We start from the raw sequence: 26,046 nt of genomic DNA, 5'->3' as shown, positions 1-26,046 counted from the left end.
CGGCGGCCCCGGGGGCCGACCCGTGCACTGTAAACGCGTCGGTCAGTGCGAGGGCTGCGGCAGCTGCGCGGGTTCGCGCCCGGCGCGGCCGGGCTTGTCGACGCGAGCCAGCGACTGTGCCGGGGTGACCCGCGGCAGGCGCAGACCGATGGCGACCTCGCCCCCGCGCGACTGCGCGAACACGCTGCCGCCATGCAGCTGGGCCACCGCCTTGACGATGGCCAGGCCTAGGCCGTGGCTCTGGTCGCTGCCGGTGCGCGAGGGATCGGCGCGGTAGAAGCGGTCGAACAGGTGCGCCAGCTTCTCCGGCGGAATCGGCGCGGCTTGGTTGCGCACGGTCACCGTCACCGCGTCCGGCCCCTCGGCGATGTCCACGTCCACCGCGCTGCCGGCCGCGCCATGGCGCAGCGCGTTGTCCAGCAGGTTGGTGATGGCGCGCGCGTACAGCGACTGCTCCACGCAGGCGCGCGCATCGCCCCGGATGCGCAGCTCCAGGCCGGCGTCTTCCATCAGCATTTCCATGAACTCGGCCGCGTGCGTGGTGGCCTCGTTGAGCGAGACCTCGACCAGGTCGCGCGCGGTCTCGCCGCGGTCGGCGCGGGCCAGGAACAGCATCGAGTTGACGATGTTGCGCAGGCGCTCGAGCTCCTCCAGGTTGGACTGCAGGGTGCCCTCCATCTCCTCGGTCGTGCGGGCGCGCGAGAGCGTCACTTGGGTCTCGCCGATCAGGTTGCCCAGCGGCGTGCGCAGTTCGTGGGCCACGTCGGCGTTGAAGGCATTGAGCTGCTCGTAGGCGCGCTGCAGCCGGGTCAGGGCCTCGTTGAGCGAGACCACCAGGCCGTCCAGCTCGGTCGGCAGATCGTTGGCGGGCAGGCGCAGGGTCACGTCGCGCACGTCGAGGCGGCGGGCGTGTTCGCTCAGCCGGTCCACCGGCGCCAGGCCGCGCCGGGCGATCCACCAGCCCAGCCCGGACACCGCGCCGATGGCGACCACGCACAGCACGACGATGCCCACGGCCTGCAGCCACTCGGCCGCCTCCACGTCGCGCCGGCCGGCGGCGACCATCAGCTGCACCGCCGGGCGCTCGCCCATCGCCGGCAGGGCGTGGGTCAGGGTAATGTAGCGCTGGCCGTTGGGCAGCGAGGCGCTGCCGAAGCCCTCGCCATGCGCATCGAAGCTGGCCCGGTCCAGGAAGCCGTTGCCTACGCGGAAGCGCGCGTCCGCGCTGTCGGCCAGGAAGTACAGGCTGCCGTCCTCGGGCGTGAAGTCGGCCAGCTTCTCGCGGAAGTACGACCAGTGCTCGGCGTCGTTGGCGCGCTGGGCCAGGCGCTCGACCAGCATCAGCCGCGCGCTGAGCTGCTCGCGCTGGTTGCGCTGCAGCTCGTAGGACTGGAACAGGAACAGCGAGACGGCCAGCACCGCCAGCACCACCGTGGCCGCCAGCCCGAACATCAGAGCCAGCCGCGCCGCGATGGAGCGGGTGGTCATGCCACTTCGCCCTCGCGCTGCTCCAGCACGTAGCCCATGCCGCGCACGGTGTGCAGCAGCTTGGTCTCGCCCGGATACTCCAGCTTGGCGCGCAGGCGCTTGATCGCCACTTCCACCACGTTGGTGTTGGTGTCGAAGTTGATGTCCCACACCGTCTCGGTGATCACGGTCTTGGACAGGATCTGCGAGCGGCGGCGCGCCAGCGCGGCCAGCAGCGCGAACTCCTTGGCCGACAGGTTCAGGCGGCGGCCGCGGCGGGTGGCGCGGCGGGCGAGCAGATCGATGTGCAGGTCGCCGACCTGGATCTGGGTGGACTCGTGGGCGCGGCCGCGGCGGGTGATGGCCTGCACGCGGGCGAGCAGTTCGAGGAAGGAGAACGGCTTGATCAGGTAGTCGTCGGCGCCCGCGCCCAGGCCGCGCAGACGGTCGTCGACCTGATCGCGCGCGGTGAGCATGATCACCGGCGTGTCGCGCTGGGCGCGCAGGGACTGCATCACCTGCAGCCCGTCCATGCCCGGCAGCATCACGTCCAGCACGATGGCGTCGTAGTCGCCGGTCAGGGCCAGGTGCAGGCCGTCCACGCCGTTGGCGGCATGGTCAACGCTGTAGCCCTGCTCGCCCAGGCCCCGGGTCAGGTAGCCGGCGGTCTTGGGCTCGTCCTCGATGATCAGCAGTTTCATGGCGTCGTGGTAGGTGGCGGGAGCGATGCTCATGCGGCGGTCCTGTCGAAAGGTACGGACCCAGTGTGTCCACCGGGTCCCAACGCCTTCCTGACAGCACGCTGACGATTCTGTCAGCGATTCAAGCAGTGTTGCATGAACCGCGCCGCCGCCCCGGTAGAGCGGAGCTTGCTCCGCTGCACTTCGGCCGGATCGTTGGGAAGGCCCGGCGGAGCAAGCTCCGCTCTATGGCAGCTGGATCATTGGGGAAGCCGCAGCGGAGCAAGCTCCGCTCTACATCGGCCGGACCGTTGGGGAAGCCGCAGCGGAGCAAGCTCCGCTCTACATCGGCCGGACCGTTGGGGAAGCCACAGCGGAGCAAGCTCCGCTCTACAGCTCGTAGCGGAAGCCGAGCAGGTACTGGCGACCGTACTTGGTGTACTCCTCGGGGAAGAACAGCCCGGTGCCGGTGCTCTCGCTGACCTCGGTGCGGAACGGCTCGTCGGTCAGGTTGTTGACCTGCCCGATCAGGGTCAGGCCCTCCAGCGCGCTGCCCTTGGGGAAGGCGTAGCTGAGCTGGAAGTCCAGCGTGCGCTCGCTGAGCGTGTTGCGGTACTGGCGCTGGCCGAACAGGGCGCTGTACTCGCCGCGATAGCCGTCGCGGTAGCGCTGGCTCAGCCGCGCCGAGAAGCCGTGCTGCTCGTAGTACACCGTGGCGTTGGCCACGATCTTGGACAGCCCCGGGATGGTGTCGGTGCCGGGGGTGTTGTCGTTGGGGTCCGGATCGATCGAGGAGGCGGTGTAGCTGATGTTGAGCTGAGTGCCGAAGCCGGACAGCGCATCGCTGATCAGCCCGCCCGACAGCGCGGTGGACAGCTCGGCGCCACGCATGTAGCCGCCCTTGCCGTTGGCCCAGGTGTTGAAGTTGCCGATGTTGGAGATCGGCTGGGTGCCGTCCGGATCGGGCGTGTAGCCGCTGAAGTCCCAGGTCAGGTTCTGCCGGTAGATGTAGGTCTGCAGGTTCTTGCGGAACAGCGCCAGGCCCACGTAACTGCCCTCGCCGAAGTACTTCTCGAAGGACAGGTCGAAGGCCATCGCCCGGTACGGCTCCAGCCGCGGGTTGCCGCCGCTGCCCGACCAGCGGCCGGCCTCGGCGCCGCTGTCGATCACGCCGGCGCCGGCATCGGCGCTGAGGTAATTGATCGGCGGGCGCATCATCACCTTGGCCGCCGAGGCGCGGATCAGCCAGCCTTCGCCGAAGTCGAAGATCAGGTTCACGCTGGGCAGGAAGTCGCTGTACTGCGTGCCCAGCGTCAGCGGCGTGATCTGCGAGGTGTTGGAGGCGTTGAAGCCGGTGGAGGACTGGTCGGTGGTGATGTACTGCATGCCGGCGTTGCCGCGCACGCGGATGCGGTCGGTCAGGTCCATGTCGAGGTTGGCGCGCACGTAGTAGGTGTTGACCTTTTCCTCGACGGTGAAGTCCTTGCGCTGGTCGTCATTGGATTCGCTCAGCACCACGTCGTAGTAGCGGTCCATCAGCGCCCACGGGTTGAACGCCAGCACGTTGCCCATGCCGGTGAAGTCCAGCGACACCGGCGCGTCCAGCAGCGAAGGATCGACCCGCTGCGGCACCTCGCCCGGCAGGAAGGCGAAGTACACCTCGGCCGACTTCTCCTTGGTGCGCTTGTTGAGGTTGACGCCGACATCGACGCTGCGCACCACGGCGTTGTCCAGCTCATGATTGAAGTTGAAGCGGCCGGCCTTGATGGTGTCCTTCTGCCGCGAGTTCTCCAGGCGCCCGTCGTGGTTGTAGTGCTGTGGATCCCACAGATAGACGGCATTGGGATCGGCCATGTCCGGCAGGGCGAACTGCGAATAGCCCGGCGAGGTCTTCAGGTCGAAGTCGATCGACTGGCCGTCCAGGCGCCCGGCGTACAGCTCCAGCGCGGACTGGTCGCGCTTGGCGCGCGAATAGCTCAGGTCGGCGGTGAGCGTGCTGGCCTGGCCGAGCTTGAAGACGTTGTTCCAGCCGACCGAGAACAGCTTGTCCTGGCGCCGGTTGCTGTCGTTGCGCACCAGCGGCTGCACGTTGTTCAAGGTGCCGCTGGTCACCACCGGACGGCCGTCCTTGTCGGTGGTGGCGGCGTTGGAGAAGCTCACGCCCTGCCCGTTCTCGCCGACGAACCACGGGTCGTTGTTCCACATCGTCCCGTGCATCACCTCGTCCTGGTCGAACTTGGAGTAGTACAGGTCCAGGATCGAGTGGAAGCGGTCGTTGGGCTTGAACTCGAACACGCCCATCACGCCATCGCGCTGCAGGTCGCGCGACTTGATCCAGCCCTCGGCGCCTTCCAGCGTGATCGCGTTGGCCGGGCGCCCGGCCTGCGGCGGATCGCCCCAGTCCACGCCGTCCAGGTCCGCCCACCACCACGACTTGTAGTGCTGCTCCTGGAAGGGCGAGTTGAGCCGCGCCACGCCCAGGGCCACGCCCATGGTGTCGCCCGCGAACTGGTCCACGTACGAGGCGCTGGCGCGATAGCCGCGCTCCTTGCCATCGTCGCTGAGCTTGCCCAGCGAGTTGTACTCGCCCTGCCCGCCGAACACGATGCGGCGCTCGGACAGGTCCAGCGGGCGGATGGTCTGCAGGTCGACCGTGCCGGACAGGCCCTGGCCGATCAGCGCCGCGTCCGGGGTCTTGTAGACGGTGACCGCGTTGATCAGCTCGGACGGGTACTGGTCGAATTCCACGCCGCGGCTGTCGCCGGTGCTGACCTGTTCGCGCCCGTTGAGCAGGGTGCCGGCGAACTGCTCGGACATGCCGCGGATGTTGATCACCTGCGCGCGGCCGTCCACGCGCTGGGTGGCCAGGCCGGGCAGGCGCGAGAGCGAATCGGCGATGGACACATCGGGCAGCTTGCCCAGGTCCTCGGCCGAGATGGTCTCCACGATCGAGGTCGCTTCGGCCTTCTTCTCCACCGCGTTGGCGATGGCCGCGCGGATGCCGGTGACCTTGACGCTGTCCAGGGTCTTGGCGTCCTGCGTCTGGCTTGCAGGGGCCGGATCGGTCTGCTGGGCCTGCGCCTGCAGCGCCAGCAGCGCCAGGCAACAGGCGCTGGCCAGACGGCGAACGACGGGCATGCGACGGGCGGAGGCGCACGGCCCCCGTGATGGAGTGGACGTCATCTTCATTGCCCTCCCAGGCGTCTGACAGGCGCCGTGATACGGCCATCTGCCAAAGCGTGTCAATCGATTGCACGCCTTGAAGCAATCGATTGCACGTGCGCCACGCCAGAACGCCGCCGACACACGCCGCGCGATGCGGATCTTGCGCGGCGCAGCATGTCATTGGCGCAGGCTTGAGGCAGGTTGTGGGGCCGTCGATGAGGCCACGCGGCATGAACCGGCAGTCGTTTCGCGCAGGCCTGCCCGGCCTGTTCCTCGCCTTCGCCCTGTGCGCCACTGCGTCGGAGCCGGCGCCGCTACAGGTACAGGCGTGGCTGACCACGCACGATCACCGCCAGGCGCTGGCGCCGATGGCGCCCATCGCGCTGGGCGCGCCGGTGGCGCTGCCGATCGCGATCGAGGTCCAGGCCGATGCGCCGCGCCAGGCGATGGTCGGCTTCGGTGCCTCGATCACCGATGCCTCCGCGCAGGTGCTGCAGCAGCTGCCGGCGCCCGCGCGCGAGGCGCTGCTGCGCGAGCTGTTCGGCCGCCAGGACGACGGGCTGGGCCTGGGCTTCACCCGGCTGACCATCGGCGCCTCGGATTTCTCGCGCCATCATTATTCGCTGGACGACACGCCGGACGATGCGCCCGATCCGCAGCTGGCGCACTTCTCCATCGCGCCCAATCTGGGCGATGTAGTGCCGGTGACGCGCGCGGCGCTGGCGATCAATCCGCAGCTCAAGGTCATGGCCTCGCCGTGGAGCGCGCCGGCGTGGATGAAGTCCAACCGCAGCCTGGTGCGCGGCACGCTCGACCAGGCGGCCTACGACGCGTTCGCCCGCTATCTGCTGCGCTATGTCGACGCCTACGCACAGCAAGGCATCCCGATCTGGGCGCTGACCGTGCAGAACGAGCCGGACTTCGAGCCCAAGGACTATCCCGGCATGCGCCTCAACGCGCCGGCGCGGGCGCGCTTCATCGGCGAGCACCTCGGCCCGCTGCTGGCGGCGCGCGGCCAGGCGGCGCCGCTGCTGTTCGACTGGGACCACAACTGGGACAAGCCCGAGGAACCGCTGGCCGTGCTGCGCGATGCCAAGGCCAACCGCTACATCGCCGCGGTGGCCTGGCATTGCTACGGCGGCACGCCCGACGCGCAGTCCAGGGTGCAGCAGGCCTTCCCCGACAAGGACGTCTACCTGACCGAGTGTTCGGGCGGCGACTGGGAGCCGCTGCGCAGCGGCGGCCTGACCCTGCAGGCGCGCCGCCTGATCATCGAATCGGTGCGCCACGGCGCGCGCGGCGTGCTGTTCTGGAACCTGGTGCTGGACCAGGACGGCGGCCCGCACGCGGGCGGCTGCGACACCTGCCGCGGCGTGGTCGACGTCGACACCCGCAGCGGCGCGGTCACCCGCACCGACGAGTACTACGCGCTGGCCCATGCCAGCCGCTTCGTGCGGCCCGGCGCGCGGCGCGTGGAGTCCAGCGGCGAGATGGACGGCGTGGACAATGTGGCCTTCGTCAACGCCGACGGGGGACGCGTGCTGGTGGTCACCAACAGTGCGCAGGCGCCGCGCACGTTCTCGGTGCGCGAGGGCGCGGTCGGCTTCCACGCCACCTTGCCCGCGCGCACCCTGGCGACCTTCACCTGGGCGCCGGCGCGCTAGGGCCTGTCCCCAGCCTCAGCGCAGGTGCGTGTCGAGCCAGTCCAGCACGCGCTGCTGGACGTCGCGGCCGGCGGCCTGCTCGGTGAACCAGTGCGGCCCGCGCGGATAGGTCACCATCTCCACCGGCGTGCCATGGAACTTGAGCGCGCGATAGAACATCTGTCCCTGGCTCAGCGGCACGCGCGCGTCGGCCTCGCCGTGCAGGATCAGCACCGGCGCGCTCACCCGGTCCACGTAGCGGATCGGCGAATGCGCGTCGTACTCGGCGCGGTGGGTCACCGGGTCGCCGAAGTAGCCCGGCGCGTAGGTCGGCACGTCAGTGGTCAAGGCCGCCGCGCCGATGTCGATCACGCCCGCGCCGACGATGGCGGTCTTGAAGCGCCTGGACTGGGTCACCGCCCAGGCCGACATGTAGCCGCCGTAGCTCCAGCCGCCGATGCCTAGGCGCTGCGGGTCGATCACGCCTTCGCGTTCGAGCATGTCCACGCCGTCGAGCAGGTCCTGGAAGTCGGCGCCGCCCCAGTCGTGGCGGACCAGCTCGGTGAAGGCGTGGCCCTGCCCTTCCGAGCCGCGCGGATTGGGCAGGAACACGGCATAGCCGCGCGTGGACAGCAGCTGCGCCCAGTCGTGCCAGGAGCCCATCCAGCCCGACCACCAGGCCTCGGCCGGACCACCGTGCACCTGGACCAGCGTGGGCAGCGGCGTGCCGGCCTTCCAGCCGGGCGGGGTGAGCAGCACGCCGGTGATGCGGCGGCCGTCCTTGGAGGACGTCCACGCCAGTTCGCGCACCTGGCCATGCGCCCAGCCGGCGACCTGCGGATTGGTATCGGTGCGCGCGGTGAGCTTGCCGCCGTCCAGGGTCCACACCTCGGCCGGCTGGGCGTCGCGCAGGCCGATGAAGGCGGTGCGGCCGGTGCGCGCGGTGCTGAAGCTGGGATAGGCGATCTGCGGCGTGGCCAGCGTGCGCCATGCGCCGGTGGCGGCATCGACGCGCAGGAATTCGCCGCGCACGCCGTGCAGCCCCTGCGCGATCAGCGTGCGGCTGTCCTGCCAGCGCGCCAGCCACAGCGTGCCGGGCCAGTCCTCGGCCAGCGCCACGCGCTTGCCGCTGGCCAGCTCGTGCGCGTACACCGTGGCGACCATGCCGTAGGGCGCGATGCGGCCGTACAGCAGCCGGGCTCCGTCTGGCGAGAACTGCAGCGGGAACGCCGAGGCCATCGGCTCCAGCGGCGGGCTGAGCGCGCCATCGGCCAGCGACAGCAGCACCACGCGCGACCGGTACCAGTAGCCGTTCAGCGTGGTGTCGTCGGACACGCGCAGCGCCAGCGTGCGGCCGTCCGGCGCCCAGGCCACGTCCTGCACCTGCAGGCCGGGCGGGCTCAGCACGCGCGCCTCACCGCCGGCCAGGTCCTGCACCCACAGGCGCTTGAACAGGCGCGGATGATCGACCTCGACCGCATCGTCCTTGGCGGCGATGCGCGCCTGCATGGCCGGCGAGGGCGGATCGATCGCCAGATACGCCAGCCGCGTGCCGTCGGCCGACAGCGCGAAGCTGGCGACGTCGCTGGCCGCGCGGGTCAGCGCCTGCGCCTGGCGGCCTTCGGCATCGACGCGCCAGACCTGCGTGGCCGCGGGCTTGGGCGCCGCCTCGGCGCCGGGCAAGGCGCGATCGGACAGGAACAGGAGCTGGCGCCCGTCGGCCGACCACTGCGGTGCGCTGTCGTCGGCCTTGCCCGCGCCGTCCAGCGGCCGCGGCGCGGCCTTGCCGGTCGCGGCGATCAGCTGCAGCTGCCGGTGCGCGGGCTTGCCATCGCCCTGCGGCGTGGCCACGCCGTAGGCGATGCGCGCGCCGTCCGGGCTGATCTGCGGATCGCCCACCTGCGCCAGCGCGACGAAGTCGGCCGGCGTCGGCAGATGCGGGGACGCGGGCGTCTGCGCCCCCGCCGACATCCCGCCCATGCCGCAGCACACGGCCAACAGGCAGCTCAACACGATCCGCTTCATGCGGCGCTCTCCTGCGAGGAAGAAACCAGATGGCGGCGCAGCCAGGCCGCGCCCGTGGCCACCGCCGCGCGCGCCTGCTCGGACACGGCCATGGCCTCGACGAAACTATGCGGTGCGCCCAGGTAGCGGCGCAGCTCGACCTGGCCACCGGCCTCGCGCAGACGCTGGGCCATGAGGACGCTCTGCTCGCCCAGCACGTCGCGGTCGCCGTAGAGCAGCAGGGCCGGCGGCAGGCCGTGCAGGTCGGCGCGCAGCGGCTGCGCCAGGGGATCGTCGTTGCTCATCGCGTCGGGGCCGAGGTAGCTGGTCCAGAATTCTTCCATCTCGGCCACGGTCAGCAGATCCTCCGGGGTGCCCAGGCGCGCCGCGGCGGCGGAGATGCGGGTATCGAAGGCCCCGTAATTGAGCAGCAGCGCCCGCACGCCGGACAAGGCCTGCGCCTGGCGCAGCCGCAGCGCGGTGGCGACGGCCAGATTGCCGCCGGCCGAGTCGCCGCCCAGCGCCAGCTGCCCGGCGTCGATGCCCAGCGTTGCGGCCTGCGCGCGCAGCCAGGCCAGCGCGGCCACGCACTGCTGCAGCGCCAGCGGATAGCGATGCTCGGGCGAGAGCGCGTAATCGATCGCGACCACCACCACGCCGGCCTCGTGCGCGTAGGTGCGCAGCAGCCGGTCGTGCGTGTCGATGCTGAACATGCACCAGCCGCCGCCGTGGAGATAGAACAGGGCCGGTGCGTTCTTCGGTGCGGTGGCCGGGCGCAGCACGCGCACGCGGAATGCCTGGCCTTCGGCTTCCAGCCCATGGTCTTCGACGTGCTGCATCGCCGGGCCGCCCGCGCACCAGGGCGCACGCACCTGCGCGGCGATCTCGCGTCGCTGTGGCCAGTCCAGCGCGCGGCCTGCGCGCAGGCGCGCGCCCTCACCGCTAACGTCCTCGACGAAACGACGCAGCTGCGGATCCAGCGCATCCAGCGAGGCGCTCATGCGGCGCCTCCATGTTCGCGCGCGGCGAAGTCGCGCATCCACGCCACCAGCGTGTCCTCGCCGCCGGCGCTCAGCCCGGCCAGGATCTGGGCGAAGTCGTGGCGGGCCTCGTCCTGGCCCAGCTTGAAGGTCGAATGCCGGGCCACGATGCGGCCGCGCAGCGCGGTCACCCCGAGCGCCAGACGCGCATAGCGCTCGCCCATCTCCTCCAGCGCCCAGGCGCGCGCGCGCCCGGCTTCCATCTGCGTGACCAGGGCGTCGAGTTCGGCCGCGATGTCCTGCGGCGCCTCGCTTAAGGTGACCTCCAGCTGGAACACCGCCGCGGCGTAGTTCCAGGTGGGCGCCTGGGTGCGATCGTCCAGCCAGCTCGGCGAGACATAGGCCTGCGGACCCAGCACCAGCGCGGTGGCCCGCGGATCGCGCGCCAGGCGCGCCACGTGCGGATTGCGCCTGGCCAGGTGGCCCATCAGGCCGATCAGTTCGCCGGCCTCGTCTAGCTGCGCGCGCAGCGGCAGCGGGCTGAAGCAGGCATCCTCGCCGCCGGCCGACACCAGCCAGGCCAGCGGCCGGGTGGCGAGCAGGCGCAGCAGGTCGTTGCTGTCGCGCGCGGCGAAGCGGCTGTCGCGGGCATGTCCCATCAGTGTGTGTCCTTGCCGGATTCAGAAGCGGCCACCGACACCGGCGGCCAGCGGTCGCGCCAGGGCGCGGCCGATTCGAGCTGCAGGGCCAGGGCCAGCAGCAGCGGTTCCTGGCCGCGATCGGCGGCGAACTGCACGCCGATCGGCAGGCCGTCCTCGCCGTGGGCCAGCGGCAGGCTGATGGCCGGCGTGCCGGCCAGGTTCTGCAGCGGCGTGTAGCCCATCCAATCGAACATGCCGCCGAACACGGCGGCGAAATCGCCGTCCGGCGCGAAGCTGCCGATCAGCGGCGGCGGCGCGCGCAGGGTCGGCGTCAGCAGCACGTCGTAGCGCGCGTGGAAGGCCTTGAACGCGGCCGGCAGCGCGGCCAGCACCGCATAGGCGCGCTCCAGCTCGGCCACGCCGCAGTGGGCGCGGTTCCAGTCGGACAGGCCGACGGTGAACGGCTCCAGCGCCGTGCGCGCGCCGGCCGCGCCGAAGGCGATCTCGGCCAGGTCCAGCGCATCGGCGCCCAGGTGCGACCACAGCGTCATCGCCGCCTCGAACACCTGCGCGCCGCACAGCGGCAGCGAGGCGAGCTCGACCCGATGTCCCAGCGACTCGCACAGCGCCGCCGCCTGCGCCAGCGCCGCGGCGACCTGCGCATCGGGCGCCACGCCCTGCAGCGTCTCGGCCGCCAGCGCGATGCGCAGCGGACGCGCCAGCGGCGCGGTGACTGGCGCCGGGCGATCCGGATGCAGCGCGGCGAAGGCCCAGGCGCTGTCGCGCACGCTGCGCGACATCAGGCTGTCGGCGACGATCAGGTCCTCGATCGGATGGCGCGCCCGCACGCGCACCGTGGTCCCACGGCCGGGCTTGAGGCCTACCACCCCGCAGGCCGAGGCGGGGATGCGGATCGAACCGGCGCCGTCGCTGCCGTGCGCCAGCGGCACCACGCCCGCGGCCAGCGCCGCGCCGGCGCCGCCGCTGGAGCCACCGGGCGAATGCCTCAGCGACCACGGGTTGCGCGTGACCGGGCCGAGCAGCGGTTCGGTCACGCCCATCAGGCCGAACTCCGGCATGGCGCTCTTGCCCAGCGCGACCAGGCCCGCGTCGGCGCAGCGTTGCGCGAACGCGTGCTGGTCGCTGGCCGGCACGCCGGTGCGGCTGCGCGAACCGCCGCGGGTCGGCATGCCGATCACGCGCAGCGAGTCCTTGGGCAGCCACGGCACGCCGCGCATCGGCGCGTCGGCGTCGGGACGCGACAGCGTGGCGGCCTGCGCCAGCGCGCGCGCGAAATCGGTGTGGCTCAGCGCGCCCAGCGCCGGCTCGAAGTGCTGCGCGCGGGCGATCGCGGCGGCGGTCAGTTCGGCCGGCGACAGCTCGCCGCGCGCCAGCAGTGCGGCCTGGTCGTGCGCGTCGAGGCGTCCCAGCGACAAGGCCTGGGATAGGGGAACTTGCGGGAAGGACATCAGGATTCCGATGCGTGCACGGCGGCATGCGCCAGGCGCCGGGCGCGGCGCTGGCCGTAGAAGACATAGACGAGCGCGCCGGCCAGGACATAGCCGGCCAGGATCAGCGCGGCCAGCGGATCGCCGCGACGCACCTGCTGGACCATGTCGCCCAGCACCGGCGCCATCATGGTCAGACACAGCACGATGCCCAGCACCGGCACAGTGCCGATCCAGGCCTTGCCGATCCACACCCCGCCCAGCGGCACGCGGAAGCCGCCGCGCAGCTCCGGCCGCGCCGAACGCAGCCACATCACCGCGATGCACACCACGATGAAGGCCGAGGCGATGCCGAGGCAGATCAGGTCGCCGAGCACGCCGATCGGCAGCAGCGCCGCCAGCACCGCGGCGATCACGCCGAAGGTCAGATTGCCCAGCCACGGCGTGCGCCGGGTGCGATGCACGCGCGCGAACAGCCCCGGCAGCAGCCCATCGCGACCGATGTTCACCGCCACGCGCGACACGCCATAGCCATTGGCCAGCAGCACCGAGCCCAGGCCGGTGAGCGCGCCGATCTTGATCAGCACCGCGAACCACGGCCAGCCCATGCGATCCACCGCCAGCGCGACCGGATCGGGCACGCCCAGCTCGCGGAACGGCACGATCCCGGTCAGCACCGCGCCGGCGGCGACATACAGCAGCGTGCACACCACCAGCGAGCCGAGGATGCCGAAGGGCACATCGCGGCGCGGGTTGCGCGTCTCCGAGGCCGCCATCGACACGGTCTCGAAGCCCAGATAGGCGAAGAACAGCATCGCCGCCGCGCGCAGCACGCCCGGCCAGCCGTAGGCGAAGCCGCCTTCGTTGGCGGGCAGGAACGGCTGCCAGTGCGCGCTGTCCACGTAGCGCGCCCCGACCGCGATGAAGGACACCAGCACGCCCACCTTGATGACCACCAGCACCGCATTGACCAGCGCCGACTGGCTGACCCCGGCGATCAGCACGCAGGCCGCCGCCAGCACCGCCAGCGCGGCCACCAGGTTGAGGCCGCCGCTGTTCGCCAGCACGGTATGGCCGTCCTGCTGCAGCGCCGTGATGGTGGAGGTGGCCAGCCACGCCGGCACGCGCACGCCGATATCGCCGAGCAGGCTGGTGAGATACCCCGCGAAGCCCGCCGCCACCGCCGAGGCCGACAGCACGTATTCCAGGATCACCATCCAGCCCAGCGCCCACGCGCAGCCCTCGCCCAGGGTCACGTAGCAATAGCTGTAGGCCGAGCCGGACACCGGGATCACCGAGGACAGCTCGGCATAGCACAGCCCGGTGAACCCGCAGGCCAGCGCGGCCAGCACGAAGGACAGCAGCACCGCCGGCCCGGCGAAGCTCGCCGCGGCCTCGCCGGTCATCACATAGATGCCGGCGCCGAGGATGTTGGCGATGCCGAGGATCAGCAGACTGCCGGCGCCGAGCTTGCGCTGCAGGCCGGCGCGTTCGGTGTCGGCCACCACGACGTCGATCGACTTGCGGTGCAGGGCTTGGCGCCAGCGATCCAGCGGGCGGGAGGCGTCAGCCATGGCGGGGATCCTGGGTGTCATGGGGCGTGCGTGCACCATCGCGCGCATCGAGGGCAAAGGAGGCGGACATGGCGTGGAGGCTCAGGCGGCGCATCGATGCGATCCGGGCCGAAGCGCCGCAACGCGGCGACGCATCGACCCGCCGGCGGCTCAGTACTTCCAGTGCACCGTCATGCCGACGGTGCGCGGCCGCACGATGCCCTGGCCGATGCCGTTGACCTCGGCCACCTCGCGGGTGATGCCGCGCTTGTCGGTCAGGTTGGTGCTCCACAGGCTGACCTCGGTGCTGCCGAAGGTCATGCTGTAGCGCAGATCGAACAGGTTGTAGTTGCCCTGCACGTTGGGCGTCATCCCCGGCACGGCCGAGTTGAGATCGCTGATGCCCTTGGACAGGTACTGGTGCGACAGCGACAGGGTCGGGTCGTAGGCCGCATCGAAGTGGTAGCGCAGCGTGTTGTTGATCGACCAGTCGGCCGAGCCCGGCAGCTGCGAGCCGGCCGGCGCGGTGCCGTAGTAGAGGATGAACAGATCCTGGTCCAGACGCGCGTGCTGCCAGGTCACGCTGCCGGCCCATTCGAACTGGTCGGTCGGTCGCCACTGGGTGGACAGCTCGATGCCGCGGCTATAGGCCTTGCCGCCGTTGGCCGCGTAGTTGTAGAAGTCCGGCGTCTGCAGGCGCAGCTGGATGTCCTTCCAGTCCACGTAGAAGGCGGTGGCGTCGAGCAGGAAGCGGCCGCCGGCCCAGCTGGTGCGCGTGCCCAGCTCGTAGTTGACCAGGCTGTCGGACTTGGAGCCGGACGGAATCGGATAGGCGCTCAACCCGCTGGTGTTGGGCGTGCCGAAGCGGAAGCCCTCCGAGACCAGGCCGTAGAACATGACCGTCTCATTGGGCGTGTAGGACAGCGCGACCTTGGGGTTGAAGCCGTCCTCCTTGGTCTGCGACGGGGTGACGATCGGATTGCCCGGATAGGTGGAGAAGCCGACCTGGGTCGAGCGCGAATCGACCTTGGTGCGGAACAGGCGGCCGCCGAGGGTGAGCTTCCACTCCGGAGTGAAGGAGAACGACCCTTCGCCGAACAGCGCCGCCTCCGAGCCCGACAGGTGGGTGTAGTACGCATTGAAGATGCGGCCGTCCGGCGCGATCACCGCACCGGCGCCCGGGCCGTACAGCGAGGACTGGTCGAAGGCCGCGGCCGCCCCGTCGGCGCCGATGGTCTCGTACAGGTCCTTGCTGGTGTCGAAGTACATGCCGCCGACCAGCCATTCGAAGCGGCTGCCCTTGTCCGAGGCCAGGCGCACTTCGAGGCTCTTGCCGGTGCTCTCGCCGCCCGAATAGATCGACAGCGGGCTGGTCAGGTCCAGATCCAGATCGGCGTTGTAGGCGCCGCGGATGGGCGTGTAGTCGAAGCGCCAGTCCTGCTTCTTCTTCTGGTAGGCCAGCAGCGCGGTCAGCGTCATGCCGTCCAGGTCCTGGTCCAGGCGCAGGCTGTGCACGGCGACCTTGGTGTTGGTGTATTCGGGCACCGCGGTCTTGCGGGTCAGGTCGGCCAGGCCCTTGATCTGGTAGGCGTTGTCGTCCGAGTCGGTGTTCTGCAGCAGGCTCAGCCACGACAGCGTGGTGCCCTGCGCCGGGGTCAGCACCGCAGAGAAGCGCCCGCCGGCCAGCGTGGTGGTGTTGGCGCCCTGCTTGCCGGTGCCGATGTTGTCCAGGTAGCCCGGATCGTCGCGATACTGGGCCACGGCGCGGAACGCCAGCAGGTCCTGCTTGACCGGCACGTTGACCATCGCCTTGGCGCCGAAGCCGACATCGGCGTTCCTGGTCTGGCTGACGGTGGCCTCGGCCGCCGCGTCGAAGCCGCTCGTGTCGGCCACGTTGGCGATGTAGTTGATCGCGCCGCCCATCGAGGCCGAGCCGAACAGCGTGCCCTGCGGGCCGCGCAGCACCTCGACGCGGTTGAGATCGAAGGTGTCGATGTCGGGCACCACGATGGTCCAGCCCGGCTCGGTCAGCGGCACCTCGTTGAGGAAGAAGCCGGTGGTGGCCTGGCCCTGCACATTGCCCGCGCTGGTGGCGATGCCGCGCATCACCACCTGCGACACGCCCGGCTGATAGCTGTTGAACACCACGCCGGGCGTGCGCTGGATGTAGTCGGACAGGCTCTGCGCGCCCAGCGCGTCCAGTTCGGCCGCGGTGACGGCGCTGACCGAGCCGGCGATCTCGCGCACCGACTCGTTGCGCTTGCCGGCGGTGACGACGACGGTGTTGAGGTCCTTGGTCTGCGGCGCGGCCGCGCTGTCGCCGTCCTGGGCGAAGGCCGGCGCGGCGCCGGAGGCGGCGATGCCGAGCAGACAGGCGGCGCGCACGGCGCGGGAGAGAGCGGTGATCGGCAACGACTTCATGGCGGACGGTCCCCTTTGGACGGTTGGCGGGTTGGCGGAACCTCCGATGTCCCCCTGATGGCCAGCGCGACCTCCCCATCGCCTGGCAGCGAACTCCTGCTCGGGATCAGTAGTAGGTGAAATCCCGAACCGCGTCCAGCAGAAACCACGGGGCGCATCACGCCCTCAATCGATTGATCTGAAAAGGAATTTATTCCGCACACGCCGCAGGAACGGCGGGTTACCATCGGCAATAACGCAGGATCTGCAGTCCCGGCCCGCCAATTGCGCACATCGTGCAGCGCGGCGCTTGGCCCCAACGCCCCAAGAAGCCCGCCATGTCAGCCAAAGCGCCCGATCGCACCGACCTGAAGATCCTCGACGTCCTGCAGCAGGATGCACGGATCACCAACCAGGCCCTGGCCGACCGGGTGGCGCTGTCGCCCAGCGCCTGCCTGGCGCGGGTGCGGGCGCTGGAGCAGCGCGGCCTGATCCGCAGCTACCGCGCCCACGTGGCGGTCGACCGGATCCGCTCGGCGACCATCGTGCTGGCGCAGGTCACCTTCAAGCAGCACGCCCTGGACGAGTTCACCGAGTTCGACCGCCGCATCCTGGACATGCCCGAGGTGGTCGAGGCCAGCCGCGTCTCAGGCTCATACGACTACCTGCTGCGCGTGATCGTGCACGACGTGCACCACTGGAAGGACATCGCGCGCGGCCTGCTGGGCGGCGACTACGGCGTGGAGAAGATCGTCTCCCACTTCCTGATGGACGAGGTCAAGCCGTTCTCCGGCTACCCGCTCACGCGAGACGCACCGCGCGGCTGACTCACACCGATCAGGTGCCGCCGAACAGGCTGAAAAGCAGCCCTGCCAGCGAGGCGAGCCATGAGATGCCCACGTAGAACCGCAGCTCCCTCGACGTGAGCGCCCAGGCGAACCAGTCCAGCGTCACCAGAGCTCGCCATCCCTCCAGCGTGTCCGCGCCGTCCAGGAACACGACCCAGAAGGAGAAGACCGAATAGAGCGCAAAAAAGAGGATGGCCATGGCGTCGCGAGTCCCTGTGCGTAAGGGGGCATCGCCCCTGCGGCATCCTGCCACAGGATTCGCCGACACCTCGCCGGCAATCAATCAGCGGCAGGCGCGTCTTCGTCCTGCGCATCGCCCGCGTCCATCCACATCGCGCCCCACACGTGGCCATCCGGGTCGCAGAAATCGCGGCCGTACATGGTGCCGTGGTCCTCGACCGGATTGATGTCGGTCGTGCCGCCATGACGGCCGGCCGCCTCGGCCATCGCATCCACCTCCTGGCGCGAGGCGCAGGAGATGTTCAACGCCACCTCGCTCGAGGTGCTCGGCGGGATCGGCCGCGTGGTGAACGTCGCCCAGCGCGCATGGGTCAGCAGCATCACGCTGATGGTCTCGCTCCACTCCATCAGCGCCGCCGTGGGGTCGGCGAACTTCGCGCTGGGCATGAAACCGACGGCCGTGTAGAACGCCCTGGACGCCTCCAGATCGGCGACGGGCAGGCTGATGGTGATGGTCTTGGTCACACGTAGCTCCAGGGGTCCGGGAACGGATTGGCCGGACAGCCGACCATAACGCGTCGGCTTGGCGACGCGCCAGGCGCCGACGCAGAACGAAACGGCGGATTCGTAGAGCGCCGCAGGGCCGACCGACCCATGCCGCCACTGCGCATGAGCGCCCTCGGCGGCCAGAGCCTGCCGAAGGAGAAAGCCACGGGCTGATAGGCCTCCCACGCGGGCTGCCAGCGCGTATGCCCCTTCCGCATCCGATGCTCGATCACGAGCGCGACCACAACCTGTTCGAGCGCGGGAATCCGCGGCGCATGCACCGCACAGCGGATCTCACGCATGAAGCCGTCGTCCTGCAGCAGGCGGGTGGCGCCAGCGGCCGGATCCCTCGCCGCGAAGTGGACGTTGCCGAGCTGCATCATGCGCAGCGCCCCCGCGCACATCGGACACGGCTCCACCGTCACGAAGAGCCGGGCCGCGCGCCGATCCAGCGTCGCCGGGACACCGGCGAAGGCCTCCATCTCGGCATGCGCTAAACGGTGGCTCGAGATCGCGTTCCCACCCCTGGAAACGATCGTGCCAGCCCCGTCCGTGACCACCGCGCCAATCGGCGCAGCGTCCCGCCTGAGGTACGAGTCAACGGCAAGTCCGAATGCGTCTTGCCAGGCGATCGGCAGCGATGACCAGCTTGACTTCATGTGCCTCCCACTCTTGCAGATAAGGCGACTCGCGCACCGGATGCTGCTCCACCGAAGTCCTGGACGTTTGACGCAAACGCTGGCCGGAGAATGTCCCCAATAAGAAGGGCCGACACAGAAATCGCGTAGTCGAAGACCACTAAGGGCATGGAGGGCCAAGCCAATCAACCGCCTAGAGAAATCGTCTGGTTGAACGCAGCTAGAAGCCCAGCGCCAAGATGCCGAAGACCACGCCGAATGTTATGCACATTCTTACGTGACGATCGATGACCTTAAGTACCTCTGCGTGCCCTGGGAGCTGATCATCAAGGCTGGAGTGCGCATACCTCCTCACACGCAGGAGGATGAGCGCATTGACGGCGAGCAGTGCCGGCACGATCCACCAAAACTCAGCGAGTTTTGGGAGATATCTCAAAAGCAGCAACCCGACCCCCATAATGAGGTATGCAGAAGTAGAGGCGATGAACTGCCTGGGTTTGCCCAACCTCGTCCATGCGTCCTGCATGGTTCTCAGCTTGGTGATCTTGTTCTGGTCGCCCGCTGCTCGCTCGATAAAAGCAGGAGAGTCGACTCTGAGGAAACACCCCGTTAGAAATATCAGGCCAAACGTCGTACACAGAAGGCCAAGAGCAATAGTTACCATGATTTCCCCAATGTGCGTGACAACAATAAAGTTGGCTGTCTCACAAAATTTGGCCATTTGGACAAATTTTTCGAGTAAAGAGCAACGAATCCCCTTGACCGCAATTAGCAGAACAACAGCAAAAGGTCCAGATAGGTATGGACAATCCATCCAGACTTAAACGAGCGTGAGTCTCGCTGGTTTCAGATCTATCAAGAACAGATTCGGTTCCAAGAACTCTTAGCTGCCTCCATGCATGACCTCTTCCGCGATCCTTTGCGCCTCCTGGATGGAAAGACCTTCGAAGTAGTGCGTGGCGAGCGGGTGAGCGCTTGGCTCCAACTCAAGGTAGGGCCTCAATCCACCGTTCCGAGGTCGAACCTTCGTCTTGAGGTTCATCGTGTCCGGATAGTAGGGAAGGCGGTTGCTGAACCAGCCGAAGTAGCTGTCAGACTCGTCGTGCTCTCCCCACGTGGACGTGTATCTCGCAAAACTCTCTTCGCTGAGTGAAACCCACACACCCCAGAGAAAGGGTTCTTCCACGCCATGAATCGGCAACTCCAGGACAACGCGGGCGAAGTAGTCGGTTCCTTCAGGGCTGTCTATCTCGCACAGGTCATCGGTGAGTGTGGCGAGCGACTCCTTGTCTCGCTCCGAGAGAACGTCGTAGTGCATCGGAGCCTTGTACCCAAAACTCGGTGATCCCTCATGCCGTTTACCGCAACAGGAGCAGGTGAATTCGAAGATGGCGACCATGTCTGTAGTTAGCCAATACCTAGGTTAGGCCTAGCCGCTGAGCGGTCTTGGCTCAGATGCATTTTCCGGCACTACACCGCCAAAGATAGCGACGAAGAGTGCTTGGGCCCCGCCCGCTACTCCATGGCTTGGAAGAATTTCTGTGTGCTACCCCCGCCCATAAGTCTGAAGCATATGCGACTCGATGCCTGGCGAACCAGTCACTTCCCAGAAAGAAAGGCCAGGGCCACCGACTCAACGCTTCAAGCTGTTCGAACGATAGAAATCATCCAGGGCATTGGGCGAATCGATCAGTACCTTCGCTAGGCCGATGCCGGCGAACATGCTCCGGTAGCGGCTGCGGTTGGCTCTTGTCGCGCCGACGATGTGACGGATCATGTCCCACTTCACGCTGTCCTGTCCGCCCGCCAACGCGCCGCGACGATCGCGCTCGAACCAGCAACGGCGAAAGTAGCGGTAAAGGCTTGTCACCGTGGGAACGTCGAGCAGGATGAGCCCGGTGGCCCTCTCCAACCGTTGCGGAAGCAACCGGGAGTAATTGCCGTCCACCACCCAGTGCGAGTCGGAGACCGCCGCATCGTGAAGCGCCACAAACTCCTCGAACGGCCGGGGAACCCAGTCGGTTTCGGGAAGGTGATGGAGCTGATCGAGGTGGACGACCTTCAGGTTCCGCGCACGACCTATCGCCTCCGCCAGCGTGGACTTGCCGCTGTTGGAGGGTCCCATGATGCAGATCCGTGGCCCCAACGCATCCAGCGTCATGGCGCGGGAACGAGCACGAGAGGGCCATTCGCCTCGGCAGGCCAGTTAGATTTCAGCGCGTGAAGCTGCCCAAAGATCGGCATCTTGTTTACACCGAACCGTATCGCGAAGCGGCATCACGCCGGATGCGCTGCCAGATCTCAAGCCGAGCACTGCAGCGCGAGGCGCAAATCCCTGACGGTCGCCCAGGTCTTTGTATCCACGGTGCCAGTCGCCGTGACCTTATAGCTTCCGCAATCGCTGTTGTCGGGCAGCGGATTGAGCTCGCAGGTGCCGCTGTAAGTGAACTTGCTCGTCTTACCGCGCGACAGCGTTTCCGCGGTGCAAGGCCCGAGCACTTTGACGAACACTTCGTTGGTGGCCTTGATGTGGCCGATAAGGGCCGCGTCGTCCTGGGAGAGATCGGCGCCGCTTGCTGCGCTCGAGAACGCGGCGCAAGCCAGCAGGCCTGCGATGAAGACTTGACGGGCTTTCATGAGGGCCGACACCGCGTGGACTCCGTCCGGAGCATCGCGGCGATTGTTCGGCTGGGAAGATGGAGCCGTCAAGATCATTTCCGCCCTGCAAGCACGATTTTTCTTGCCTCATCGGCGCTGGAAATTCCGCGGCTGCGCGAATATGTCCGCCGCGTCCGCATATGGCTTGTGCAACAAGACGCAGGCATCGCAGGACAAGGACAGCCATCGCTCGTCAAAGCGGATCAGGATGCGCCTGGGCGAGGACCGGCCTGCGCCGCTCCGGCGGTGATACTTTTGATCCAATCCTGGTAATGGCTCAGGCGCACGTTGCAGGTGATCTGGCCATACCGCCCTGGCGTCCTGATGCCGCTCTGCGGGTCCGACCACGAGGTCAGTCCGGCCAGTCGCCAGTCGTTCCCGGCCTGGAGCAGGACCGGACCGCCGCTGTCGCCGCTTCCCGAGCCGCCCTCGAGCGGCAGCGCTGCCGATGGCGGATCGAACATGTAGCAGAGCCAGCGGCCGTCGGCGCTGGTGACCTTGTTGTAGGCGCGACGAAGTTCGGTGCGATGCGGGCTGCTGAATGCGTAGCCCTTGATCCCGTTGCCCGTGGCGCCGGCGCCCAGGATCTTGATGGTCTGGCCGAACTCGTCCTCGCCTACGTTGAGCGCGACGGGCGTGACGTCGGTAACGGGGTGCGCCAGCTTGATCAGTGCGATGTCATCGGAGGAGGAGAGCACCACGCGGAACAGGGTCCAGTCCCAGGTCGCCAGCGCCTGGTCGAGCAACGCCTGCGACGGCTTCCTGTAACCAGGATGGACCACGAGGCGTTCGACCTCCCTGGGCGTCCCGTTCAAGGTCACCTGCTTGATCTCGGTCTGCCACATGACCGCATGGGCGGCGGTCACCACCCATTGCGGCGCGATCAGGACGCCATGTCCTTCGCCAGGCAGGTCGACCAGGGCCGGGAATTCCGACGCCGCGACGCGATACTTCGCATCGTCCACATCGTCGCGTATGACGATCGCGCCCGCGCCGAAGGGCACGGCGAGCAGTGCGAGCAGCAGAATGCGGAGCATGGTGCAGGTCCTTGTTGGTGGTCTCATCCGTTTCTTTCCCTGGCCTTTTGCCGGGCGACAACGAGCGCCGCGACAATCAAATACGCGAGTGCCGCGGCCAGCACGAGGGCGCCGTCTCCGAGAAACCACAGTTCGCCCTGCCCGCCGCGGGCAAGCGTGAGGGCCAGCGGCGCGGCGGCCCACAGGAACAGGGCCACGACCGACGCGGCGATCGCGGTCAGCGCCCAGAACAGGACGCGGCACAGCCAACGCCAGCGATACGCGCGCTCCCTCATGACCAAGGCAGCGGACTCAGTGAAGCCGCACCACCGGTGCCACCAGGACCGCCCACAGCGCCAGCACCGCCAGGAAGTTCACGGTGAACACCAGCCCGCGCAGGCGCAGGTTGGGGATGAAGATCTGCACAAGGCTGTGCAGCACGCGCCCGGCGACGAACAGCCAGGCCAGGCCGACCACCAAAGGCCCCGTCGTACCCTGCATCAGTAGCAGCACACAGGCGACATGGAAGAACAGCGGCCACTCGAACTGGTTGGAGAGGTTGGCGCTGATGCGCGGCTCCAGCTGCGCGAAGGGGTTGCCGCCGTCGCGCGCGCGGCCGATGCCCCACACGGCCGGTGCGCGCGCCACGGTCAGGGCGACGTAGAGCAGGGCGGCCAGCGCGACATGCGCGGCCATCGGCGGGATCAGCGTGGGTGTCATCGGCGATGCGTCCTTGTCCTGGGGCGGTCGTGCGGCGCGGCCGGTTTGCGCTAGGACTTCGGCTGCGCCGCCGCCCAATCCTGCGCCTGCTGCATCACGCGCAGGACGTTACCACTCCAGATATCGGCGATCTGCTGTTCGCTATAGCCCTTGCGCAGCAGCCAGGCGGTGATCTTCGGCAGGTCGGCGACATCCTCCATGCCGGGCAGCCCGCCGCCGCCGTCCCAGTCCATGCCGATGCCCACGTGTTCGGGGCCGATCAGCTTGAGCACATGCTCCAGATGCGCGAAGAAGTCGTCCAGCGTGGCGTGCCTGACCGGGTACTTGGCATCCAGCGCCTTCAGGTCGGCGGCCAGGCGCACGCCGTCGGCCGTCTTCATGCCCGCCTCGCCGCCGTACTTGTCCTGCAGCGCCTGCTCGGCGGCCTTGCGCTCGGGCGTGGCGCCGGTGTCGATCAGATAGCCCTGGTAGGAGTTCATCTGGATCACGCCACCGTGCGCGGCCAGCACCTTCAGGCGCGCGTCGTCGATGTTGCGCGGATGGTCGTGCACGGCGCGCGCGCCGCTGTGCGAGAGCAGGATCGGCACCGGCGAGAGCGCGATCAGCTGGTCGAACACCTCGTCCGAGGCATGCGACTGGTCGATGACGATGCCGAGCCTCTGCGCGGCCTGCACCAGCTGCCGGCCCGCCGGGCTCAGGCCATGCCACTCGGGCCCCTTGGGGTCGGTGGCCGAGTCGGCGAACTCGTTGTTGATGAAGTGCACCGTGCTCATCAGGCGCAACCCCTGCCCGTAGTAGAACGACAGCAGCGTGGGGTCGGCCGCCAGCGGGCTGGCGTTCTCCATGCTGATGTAGACCACGCGCTTGCCCTGCGCCTTGATGCGCGCCGCGTCGGCCGGGGTGGTCGCTTCGGCGAACTGCTGCGGGTGCGCGGCCAGCATCTCGCGGATCTGCGACAGGCGCCTGAGGCCGGCGTCGCGATCCTCCAGATGCGCCCTGGCGCTGCGATCGCCCTGGTCGGTATAGATGGCCCAGAAGCCGCCATCCAGCGCGCCGGCCTGCATGCGCGGCAGGTCCACCTGCGACAGCGCGTTGCCCGGATGCGCGGCCAGGAGGTCGAAGTCCGGCCGCGGGAAGTTGGCCGGCGTGTCCAGGTGCGAATCCAGCGTCAGCAGCCTGCTCTGCAGCGCCTTCGCGCGCGCCAGCTCCTGCGGGCTGAACTCGATGGCGTGTGCGGCCGACAGCGGCAGCAGGGCGAGCAGGCAGGCGGACAACAGCGATGAGCGGGCCATGGCAGAGGTGCGTTGCGGCGGAAGCGGCCAACGCTAGCAGCGTCGCGCTGGACGAACCAGCGCGACGTGGAGGATCACGGCCCGGCGTGCGCCGGTGCCGGCGCCGAGCCCGAGGCAGGCGCCGATGCCGCACCGGCTGCGGTGGGCAGCTGCGTCTGCATCCAGTCCAGCACGCGCCGCAGGATGTCGCGGCGCAGCGCCTGCTCCTGCGGCCAATGCGTGGTACGCGGGTACAGCGTCAGCTCGGCCGGGGTGCCGTTGAAGCGCAGCGCGCGGTAGAACGCCTCGCCCTGGAAGGTCGGCACGCGCTCGTCGGCCTGGCCGTGCAGCACCAGTACCGGCACGTGGACGTCGTTGGCCGCGCGCAGCGGCGAGCGCGCATCCAGCAGCGCGCGGCGATCGAGCGGGTTGCCGTCGAAGTAGCCGGGCAGGAAGTCCAGCACATCGGTGGTCAGGGCCATGGTGTACAGGTCGGTCACGCCGGCGCCGACGATCGCGGTGCGGAAGCGGTCGCTGTGGCCGACCGCCCACGCCGCCAGGTAGCCGCCGTAGCTCCAGCCGCCGATCGCCAGGCGCTGCGGGTCGGCGATGCCCTGCGCGACCACCAGGTCCACACCATCGAGCACGTCCTGGAAGTCGCCGCCGCCCCAGTCGCTGCGGATCGCCTCGGTGAACGCCGCCCCCTGCCCTTCCGAACCGCGCGGGTTGGGCAGCAGCACCGCGTAACCGTGCGAAGCCAGCATCTGCGCCCAGTCGTGCCAGGAGCCCAGCCAGCCCGACCACCAGGCCCAGGCCGGGCCACCGTGGATCTGCACCAGCGTCGGCAGCGGGCCGTCGGCCGGGGTCCAGCCCGGGGGCAGCACGACCTCGCCATGGACCGTGCGGCCGTCATGCGTGTTGTGCCAGGTCAGGGTCTGCAGGCGGCCCAGCGACCAGCCGGCCACCTGCGGATTGGTGTCGGTCAGCGCGCGGGCTCGGCGACCGCGCAGCAGCCAGACCTCGGACGGCTGATGGGTGCCCTGGCCGAGGAACGCCACGGTCCCGTCGTGGGCCAGGCTGAAGGCCTGCCAGGGCGCCTGCACCTGCGCCAGCGGCTTCCAACGGCCATCGCAGGCGCCGGCCTGGAGAAACTGCGCGTCCATGCCCTGCAGGCCCTGCACCACCACGGTGTGCGCATCGCGCCAGCGTCCGCCCCACGGCGTGCCCGGCCAGCCTGGCGCGACCTCGCAGACGCGGTCGTCGGCCAGCGTGCGCACCACCAGCCGATAGGCCATCTTCGAGGCCGATTGCTCGCGGTAGAGCAGGCGCGTGCCGTCGGGCGACCACTGCGCCGCCTCGCCGCCGACGGTGCCGGGCAGGGTCTTGAGCAGGCGGCCATCGCCGGCATCGACGATCACCAGCCGCGCGCGGTTCCAGTGCTCGTTCAAGCCCGGCCGGTCGGCCACCCGCAGCGCCAGGCGCCGGCCGTCGGGCGCCCACGACAGTGCCGAGACCTCCTGCTGCGGCGGGCTGACCGCCACCGGCGCGCCGTCGGGCAGGCGCTTGACCCAGGCCTGGTTGAATTCGCGCGGGTGGTCCACCTCGATCGCGTCGTCGCCGGCCTTGGTGCGCGCCTTCTGCTGCGCCGACGGCGCCTGGCGCGCCAGCCAGGCGATGGACTGGCCGTCGGGCGACCAGGCGAAGTCGGAAAGCCCGCCGGGCGCATCGCTGAGCCGCTGCGCCGCCGCACCCGGCGCATCGACGACCCAGAGCTGCTGCTTCGGCGCGTCGTCCTCGCCTTCGGCCTTGTCGGCGGACGGCGCCGCCACCGGCACCGGCGCCGCGCCCGGCGGCTTGCGATCGGACAGGAAGGCCAGCCGGCGCCCGTCCGGCGACCAGCGCGGGTGGTTCTCGCTGGCGGCCTCCGGCGCGTCCACCTGCCACGACGGCGCGCCGTCGACCCCGACCACCCGCACGCGGTCCTTGGGCGGCTTGCGCGCAGGCCCCGGGGTGGCCACCACATAGGCCACCGCCTTGCCGTCCGGAGCGATCTGCGGGTCGTCGACCTCCTTCAGCGCCACCACGTCGGCCGGCATGATCGGCCGCCCGGACTGGGCAGCGGCCACCGGTATCGCCGCCAGCAGCGCCAGGCAGGCCGTGGCCCGCCACGCCATCGCGGTGGACATGC

Annotated in this window: 23 protein-coding genes; 2 read left to right on the top strand and 21 right to left on the bottom strand. The window is 69.1% G+C overall.

What is annotated here, in order from left to right; all coding sequences use genetic code 11:
* Positions 1 to 42 precede the first annotated feature (42 nt).
* The 3 genes from MWN52_RS00525 to MWN52_RS00515 all read right to left on the bottom strand — a co-directional run bounded on the left by MWN52_RS00525 (position 43) and on the right by MWN52_RS00515 (position 5,285).
* A complete protein-coding gene (locus MWN52_RS00525) occupies positions 43 to 1,488 on the bottom strand; it encodes a heavy metal sensor histidine kinase (protein ID WP_286576039.1) in 1,446 nt (481 codons plus the stop codon).
* Positions 1,485 to 2,168, bottom strand: coding sequence for a heavy metal response regulator transcription factor (locus MWN52_RS00520; RefSeq protein ID WP_130520616.1), 684 nt, complete (start codon positions 2,166 to 2,168; stop codon positions 1,485 to 1,487). Before MWN52_RS00520 ends, MWN52_RS00525 begins: the two co-directional genes overlap by 4 nt.
* Before the next feature lie 369 nt (positions 2,169 to 2,537).
* Positions 2,538 to 5,285 carry a TonB-dependent receptor gene (locus tag MWN52_RS00515; protein WP_286576037.1) on the bottom strand — a complete coding sequence of 916 codons (2,748 nt, stop codon included), beginning with the start codon at positions 5,283 to 5,285 and terminating at the stop codon, positions 2,538 to 2,540.
* 257 nt (positions 5,286 to 5,542) lie between these two features.
* Here MWN52_RS00515 and MWN52_RS00510 point away from each other — a divergent pair, with 257 nt between their 5' ends.
* Complete coding sequence (locus MWN52_RS00510) at positions 5,543 to 6,976, top strand: glycoside hydrolase family 30 protein (RefSeq protein ID WP_286576035.1); 1,434 nt, start codon at positions 5,543 to 5,545, stop codon at positions 6,974 to 6,976.
* Between the two features lie 15 nt (positions 6,977 to 6,991).
* Here the strand turns inward: MWN52_RS00510 and MWN52_RS00505 are convergent, their stop codons facing one another.
* The 6 genes from MWN52_RS00505 to MWN52_RS00480 all read right to left on the bottom strand — a co-directional run bounded on the left by MWN52_RS00505 (position 6,992) and on the right by MWN52_RS00480 (position 16,002).
* Positions 6,992 to 8,980, bottom strand: a complete 1,989-nt coding sequence (locus MWN52_RS00505) for a S9 family peptidase (protein WP_286576033.1) — start codon at positions 8,978 to 8,980, stop codon at positions 6,992 to 6,994.
* Positions 8,977 to 9,960 (bottom strand): alpha/beta hydrolase, encoded by a 984-nt coding sequence (locus MWN52_RS00500; RefSeq protein WP_286576032.1) that lies wholly within the window; start codon positions 9,958 to 9,960, stop codon positions 8,977 to 8,979. Before MWN52_RS00500 ends, MWN52_RS00505 begins: the two co-directional genes overlap by 4 nt.
* Positions 9,957 to 10,598 (bottom strand): FMN-binding negative transcriptional regulator, encoded by a 642-nt coding sequence (locus MWN52_RS00495; RefSeq protein ID WP_286576031.1) that lies wholly within the window; start codon positions 10,596 to 10,598, stop codon positions 9,957 to 9,959. The genes MWN52_RS00500 and MWN52_RS00495 overlap by 4 nt, the downstream gene beginning before the upstream one ends.
* Positions 10,598 to 12,049 carry an amidase family protein gene (locus MWN52_RS00490; protein ID WP_286576030.1) on the bottom strand — a complete coding sequence of 484 codons (1,452 nt, stop codon included), beginning with the start codon at positions 12,047 to 12,049 and terminating at the stop codon, positions 10,598 to 10,600. The genes MWN52_RS00495 and MWN52_RS00490 overlap by 1 nt, the downstream gene beginning before the upstream one ends.
* Positions 12,049 to 13,602: an APC family permease gene (locus MWN52_RS00485; protein WP_286576029.1), complete on the bottom strand. Its 1,554-nt coding sequence runs from the start codon at positions 13,600 to 13,602 to the stop codon at positions 12,049 to 12,051. The genes MWN52_RS00490 and MWN52_RS00485 overlap by 1 nt, the downstream gene beginning before the upstream one ends.
* 150 nt (positions 13,603 to 13,752) lie before the next feature.
* Complete coding sequence (locus MWN52_RS00480; RefSeq protein WP_286576028.1) at positions 13,753 to 16,002, bottom strand: TonB-dependent receptor; 2,250 nt, start codon at positions 16,000 to 16,002, stop codon at positions 13,753 to 13,755.
* A gap of 317 nt (positions 16,003 to 16,319) precedes the next feature.
* Between MWN52_RS00480 and MWN52_RS00475 the strand changes: the two genes are divergently transcribed.
* Complete coding sequence (locus tag MWN52_RS00475) at positions 16,320 to 16,808, top strand: Lrp/AsnC family transcriptional regulator (RefSeq protein ID WP_130520497.1); 489 nt, start codon at positions 16,320 to 16,322, stop codon at positions 16,806 to 16,808.
* Positions 16,809 to 16,818: 10 nt separating this feature from the next.
* Here the strand turns inward: MWN52_RS00475 and MWN52_RS00470 are convergent, their stop codons facing one another.
* The 12 genes from MWN52_RS00470 to MWN52_RS00415 all read right to left on the bottom strand — a co-directional run bounded on the left by MWN52_RS00470 (position 16,819) and on the right by MWN52_RS00415 (position 26,044).
* Entirely contained in the window at positions 16,819 to 17,028 is a 210-nt protein-coding gene (locus MWN52_RS00470) for a hypothetical protein (protein WP_286576027.1), read from the bottom strand.
* 80 nt (positions 17,029 to 17,108) lie between these two features.
* Positions 17,109 to 17,534: a VOC family protein gene (locus tag MWN52_RS00465; RefSeq protein WP_286576026.1), complete on the bottom strand. Its 426-nt coding sequence runs from the start codon at positions 17,532 to 17,534 to the stop codon at positions 17,109 to 17,111.
* Entirely contained in the window at positions 17,531 to 18,214 is a 684-nt protein-coding gene (locus MWN52_RS00460; RefSeq protein WP_286576025.1) for a nucleoside deaminase, read from the bottom strand. Before MWN52_RS00460 ends, MWN52_RS00465 begins: the two co-directional genes overlap by 4 nt.
* 199 nt (positions 18,215 to 18,413) lie before the next feature.
* Entirely contained in the window at positions 18,414 to 19,007 is a 594-nt protein-coding gene (locus MWN52_RS00455) for a hypothetical protein (protein ID WP_286576024.1), read from the bottom strand.
* A gap of 69 nt (positions 19,008 to 19,076) precedes the next feature.
* Positions 19,077 to 19,511, bottom strand: coding sequence for a DUF2199 domain-containing protein (locus MWN52_RS00450; protein ID WP_425608062.1), 435 nt, complete (start codon positions 19,509 to 19,511; stop codon positions 19,077 to 19,079).
* 315 nt (positions 19,512 to 19,826) lie between these two features.
* Positions 19,827 to 20,354, bottom strand: coding sequence for a P-loop NTPase family protein (locus tag MWN52_RS00445; protein ID WP_286576022.1), 528 nt, complete (start codon positions 20,352 to 20,354; stop codon positions 19,827 to 19,829).
* A 140-nt stretch (positions 20,355 to 20,494) separates the two neighbouring features.
* Complete coding sequence (locus tag MWN52_RS00440) at positions 20,495 to 20,830, bottom strand: hypothetical protein (protein WP_286576021.1); 336 nt, start codon at positions 20,828 to 20,830, stop codon at positions 20,495 to 20,497.
* A gap of 224 nt (positions 20,831 to 21,054) precedes the next feature.
* Entirely contained in the window at positions 21,055 to 21,888 is an 834-nt protein-coding gene (locus MWN52_RS00435; RefSeq protein WP_286576020.1) for a trypsin-like serine protease, read from the bottom strand.
* A gap of 23 nt (positions 21,889 to 21,911) precedes the next feature.
* Positions 21,912 to 22,163 carry a hypothetical protein gene (locus MWN52_RS00430; RefSeq protein ID WP_286576019.1) on the bottom strand — a complete coding sequence of 84 codons (252 nt, stop codon included), beginning with the start codon at positions 22,161 to 22,163 and terminating at the stop codon, positions 21,912 to 21,914.
* Positions 22,164 to 22,179: 16 nt separating this feature from the next.
* Positions 22,180 to 22,587 (bottom strand): MAPEG family protein, encoded by a 408-nt coding sequence (locus tag MWN52_RS00425; RefSeq protein WP_286576018.1) that lies wholly within the window; start codon positions 22,585 to 22,587, stop codon positions 22,180 to 22,182.
* 50 nt (positions 22,588 to 22,637) lie between these two features.
* Positions 22,638 to 23,879, bottom strand: coding sequence for a dipeptidase (locus tag MWN52_RS00420; protein ID WP_286576017.1), 1,242 nt, complete (start codon positions 23,877 to 23,879; stop codon positions 22,638 to 22,640).
* A gap of 74 nt (positions 23,880 to 23,953) precedes the next feature.
* Entirely contained in the window at positions 23,954 to 26,044 is a 2,091-nt protein-coding gene (locus MWN52_RS00415) for a S9 family peptidase (protein ID WP_286576016.1), read from the bottom strand.
* Positions 26,045 to 26,046: the final 2 nt, after the last annotated feature.

Origin of the sequence: Pseudoxanthomonas winnipegensis (assembly GCF_030322905.1) — a bacterium.
Classification (GTDB): Bacteria; Pseudomonadota; Gammaproteobacteria; order Xanthomonadales; family Xanthomonadaceae; genus Pseudoxanthomonas_A; species Pseudoxanthomonas_A winnipegensis.
This window is presented reverse-complemented; position numbering and strand designations above follow the sequence as displayed.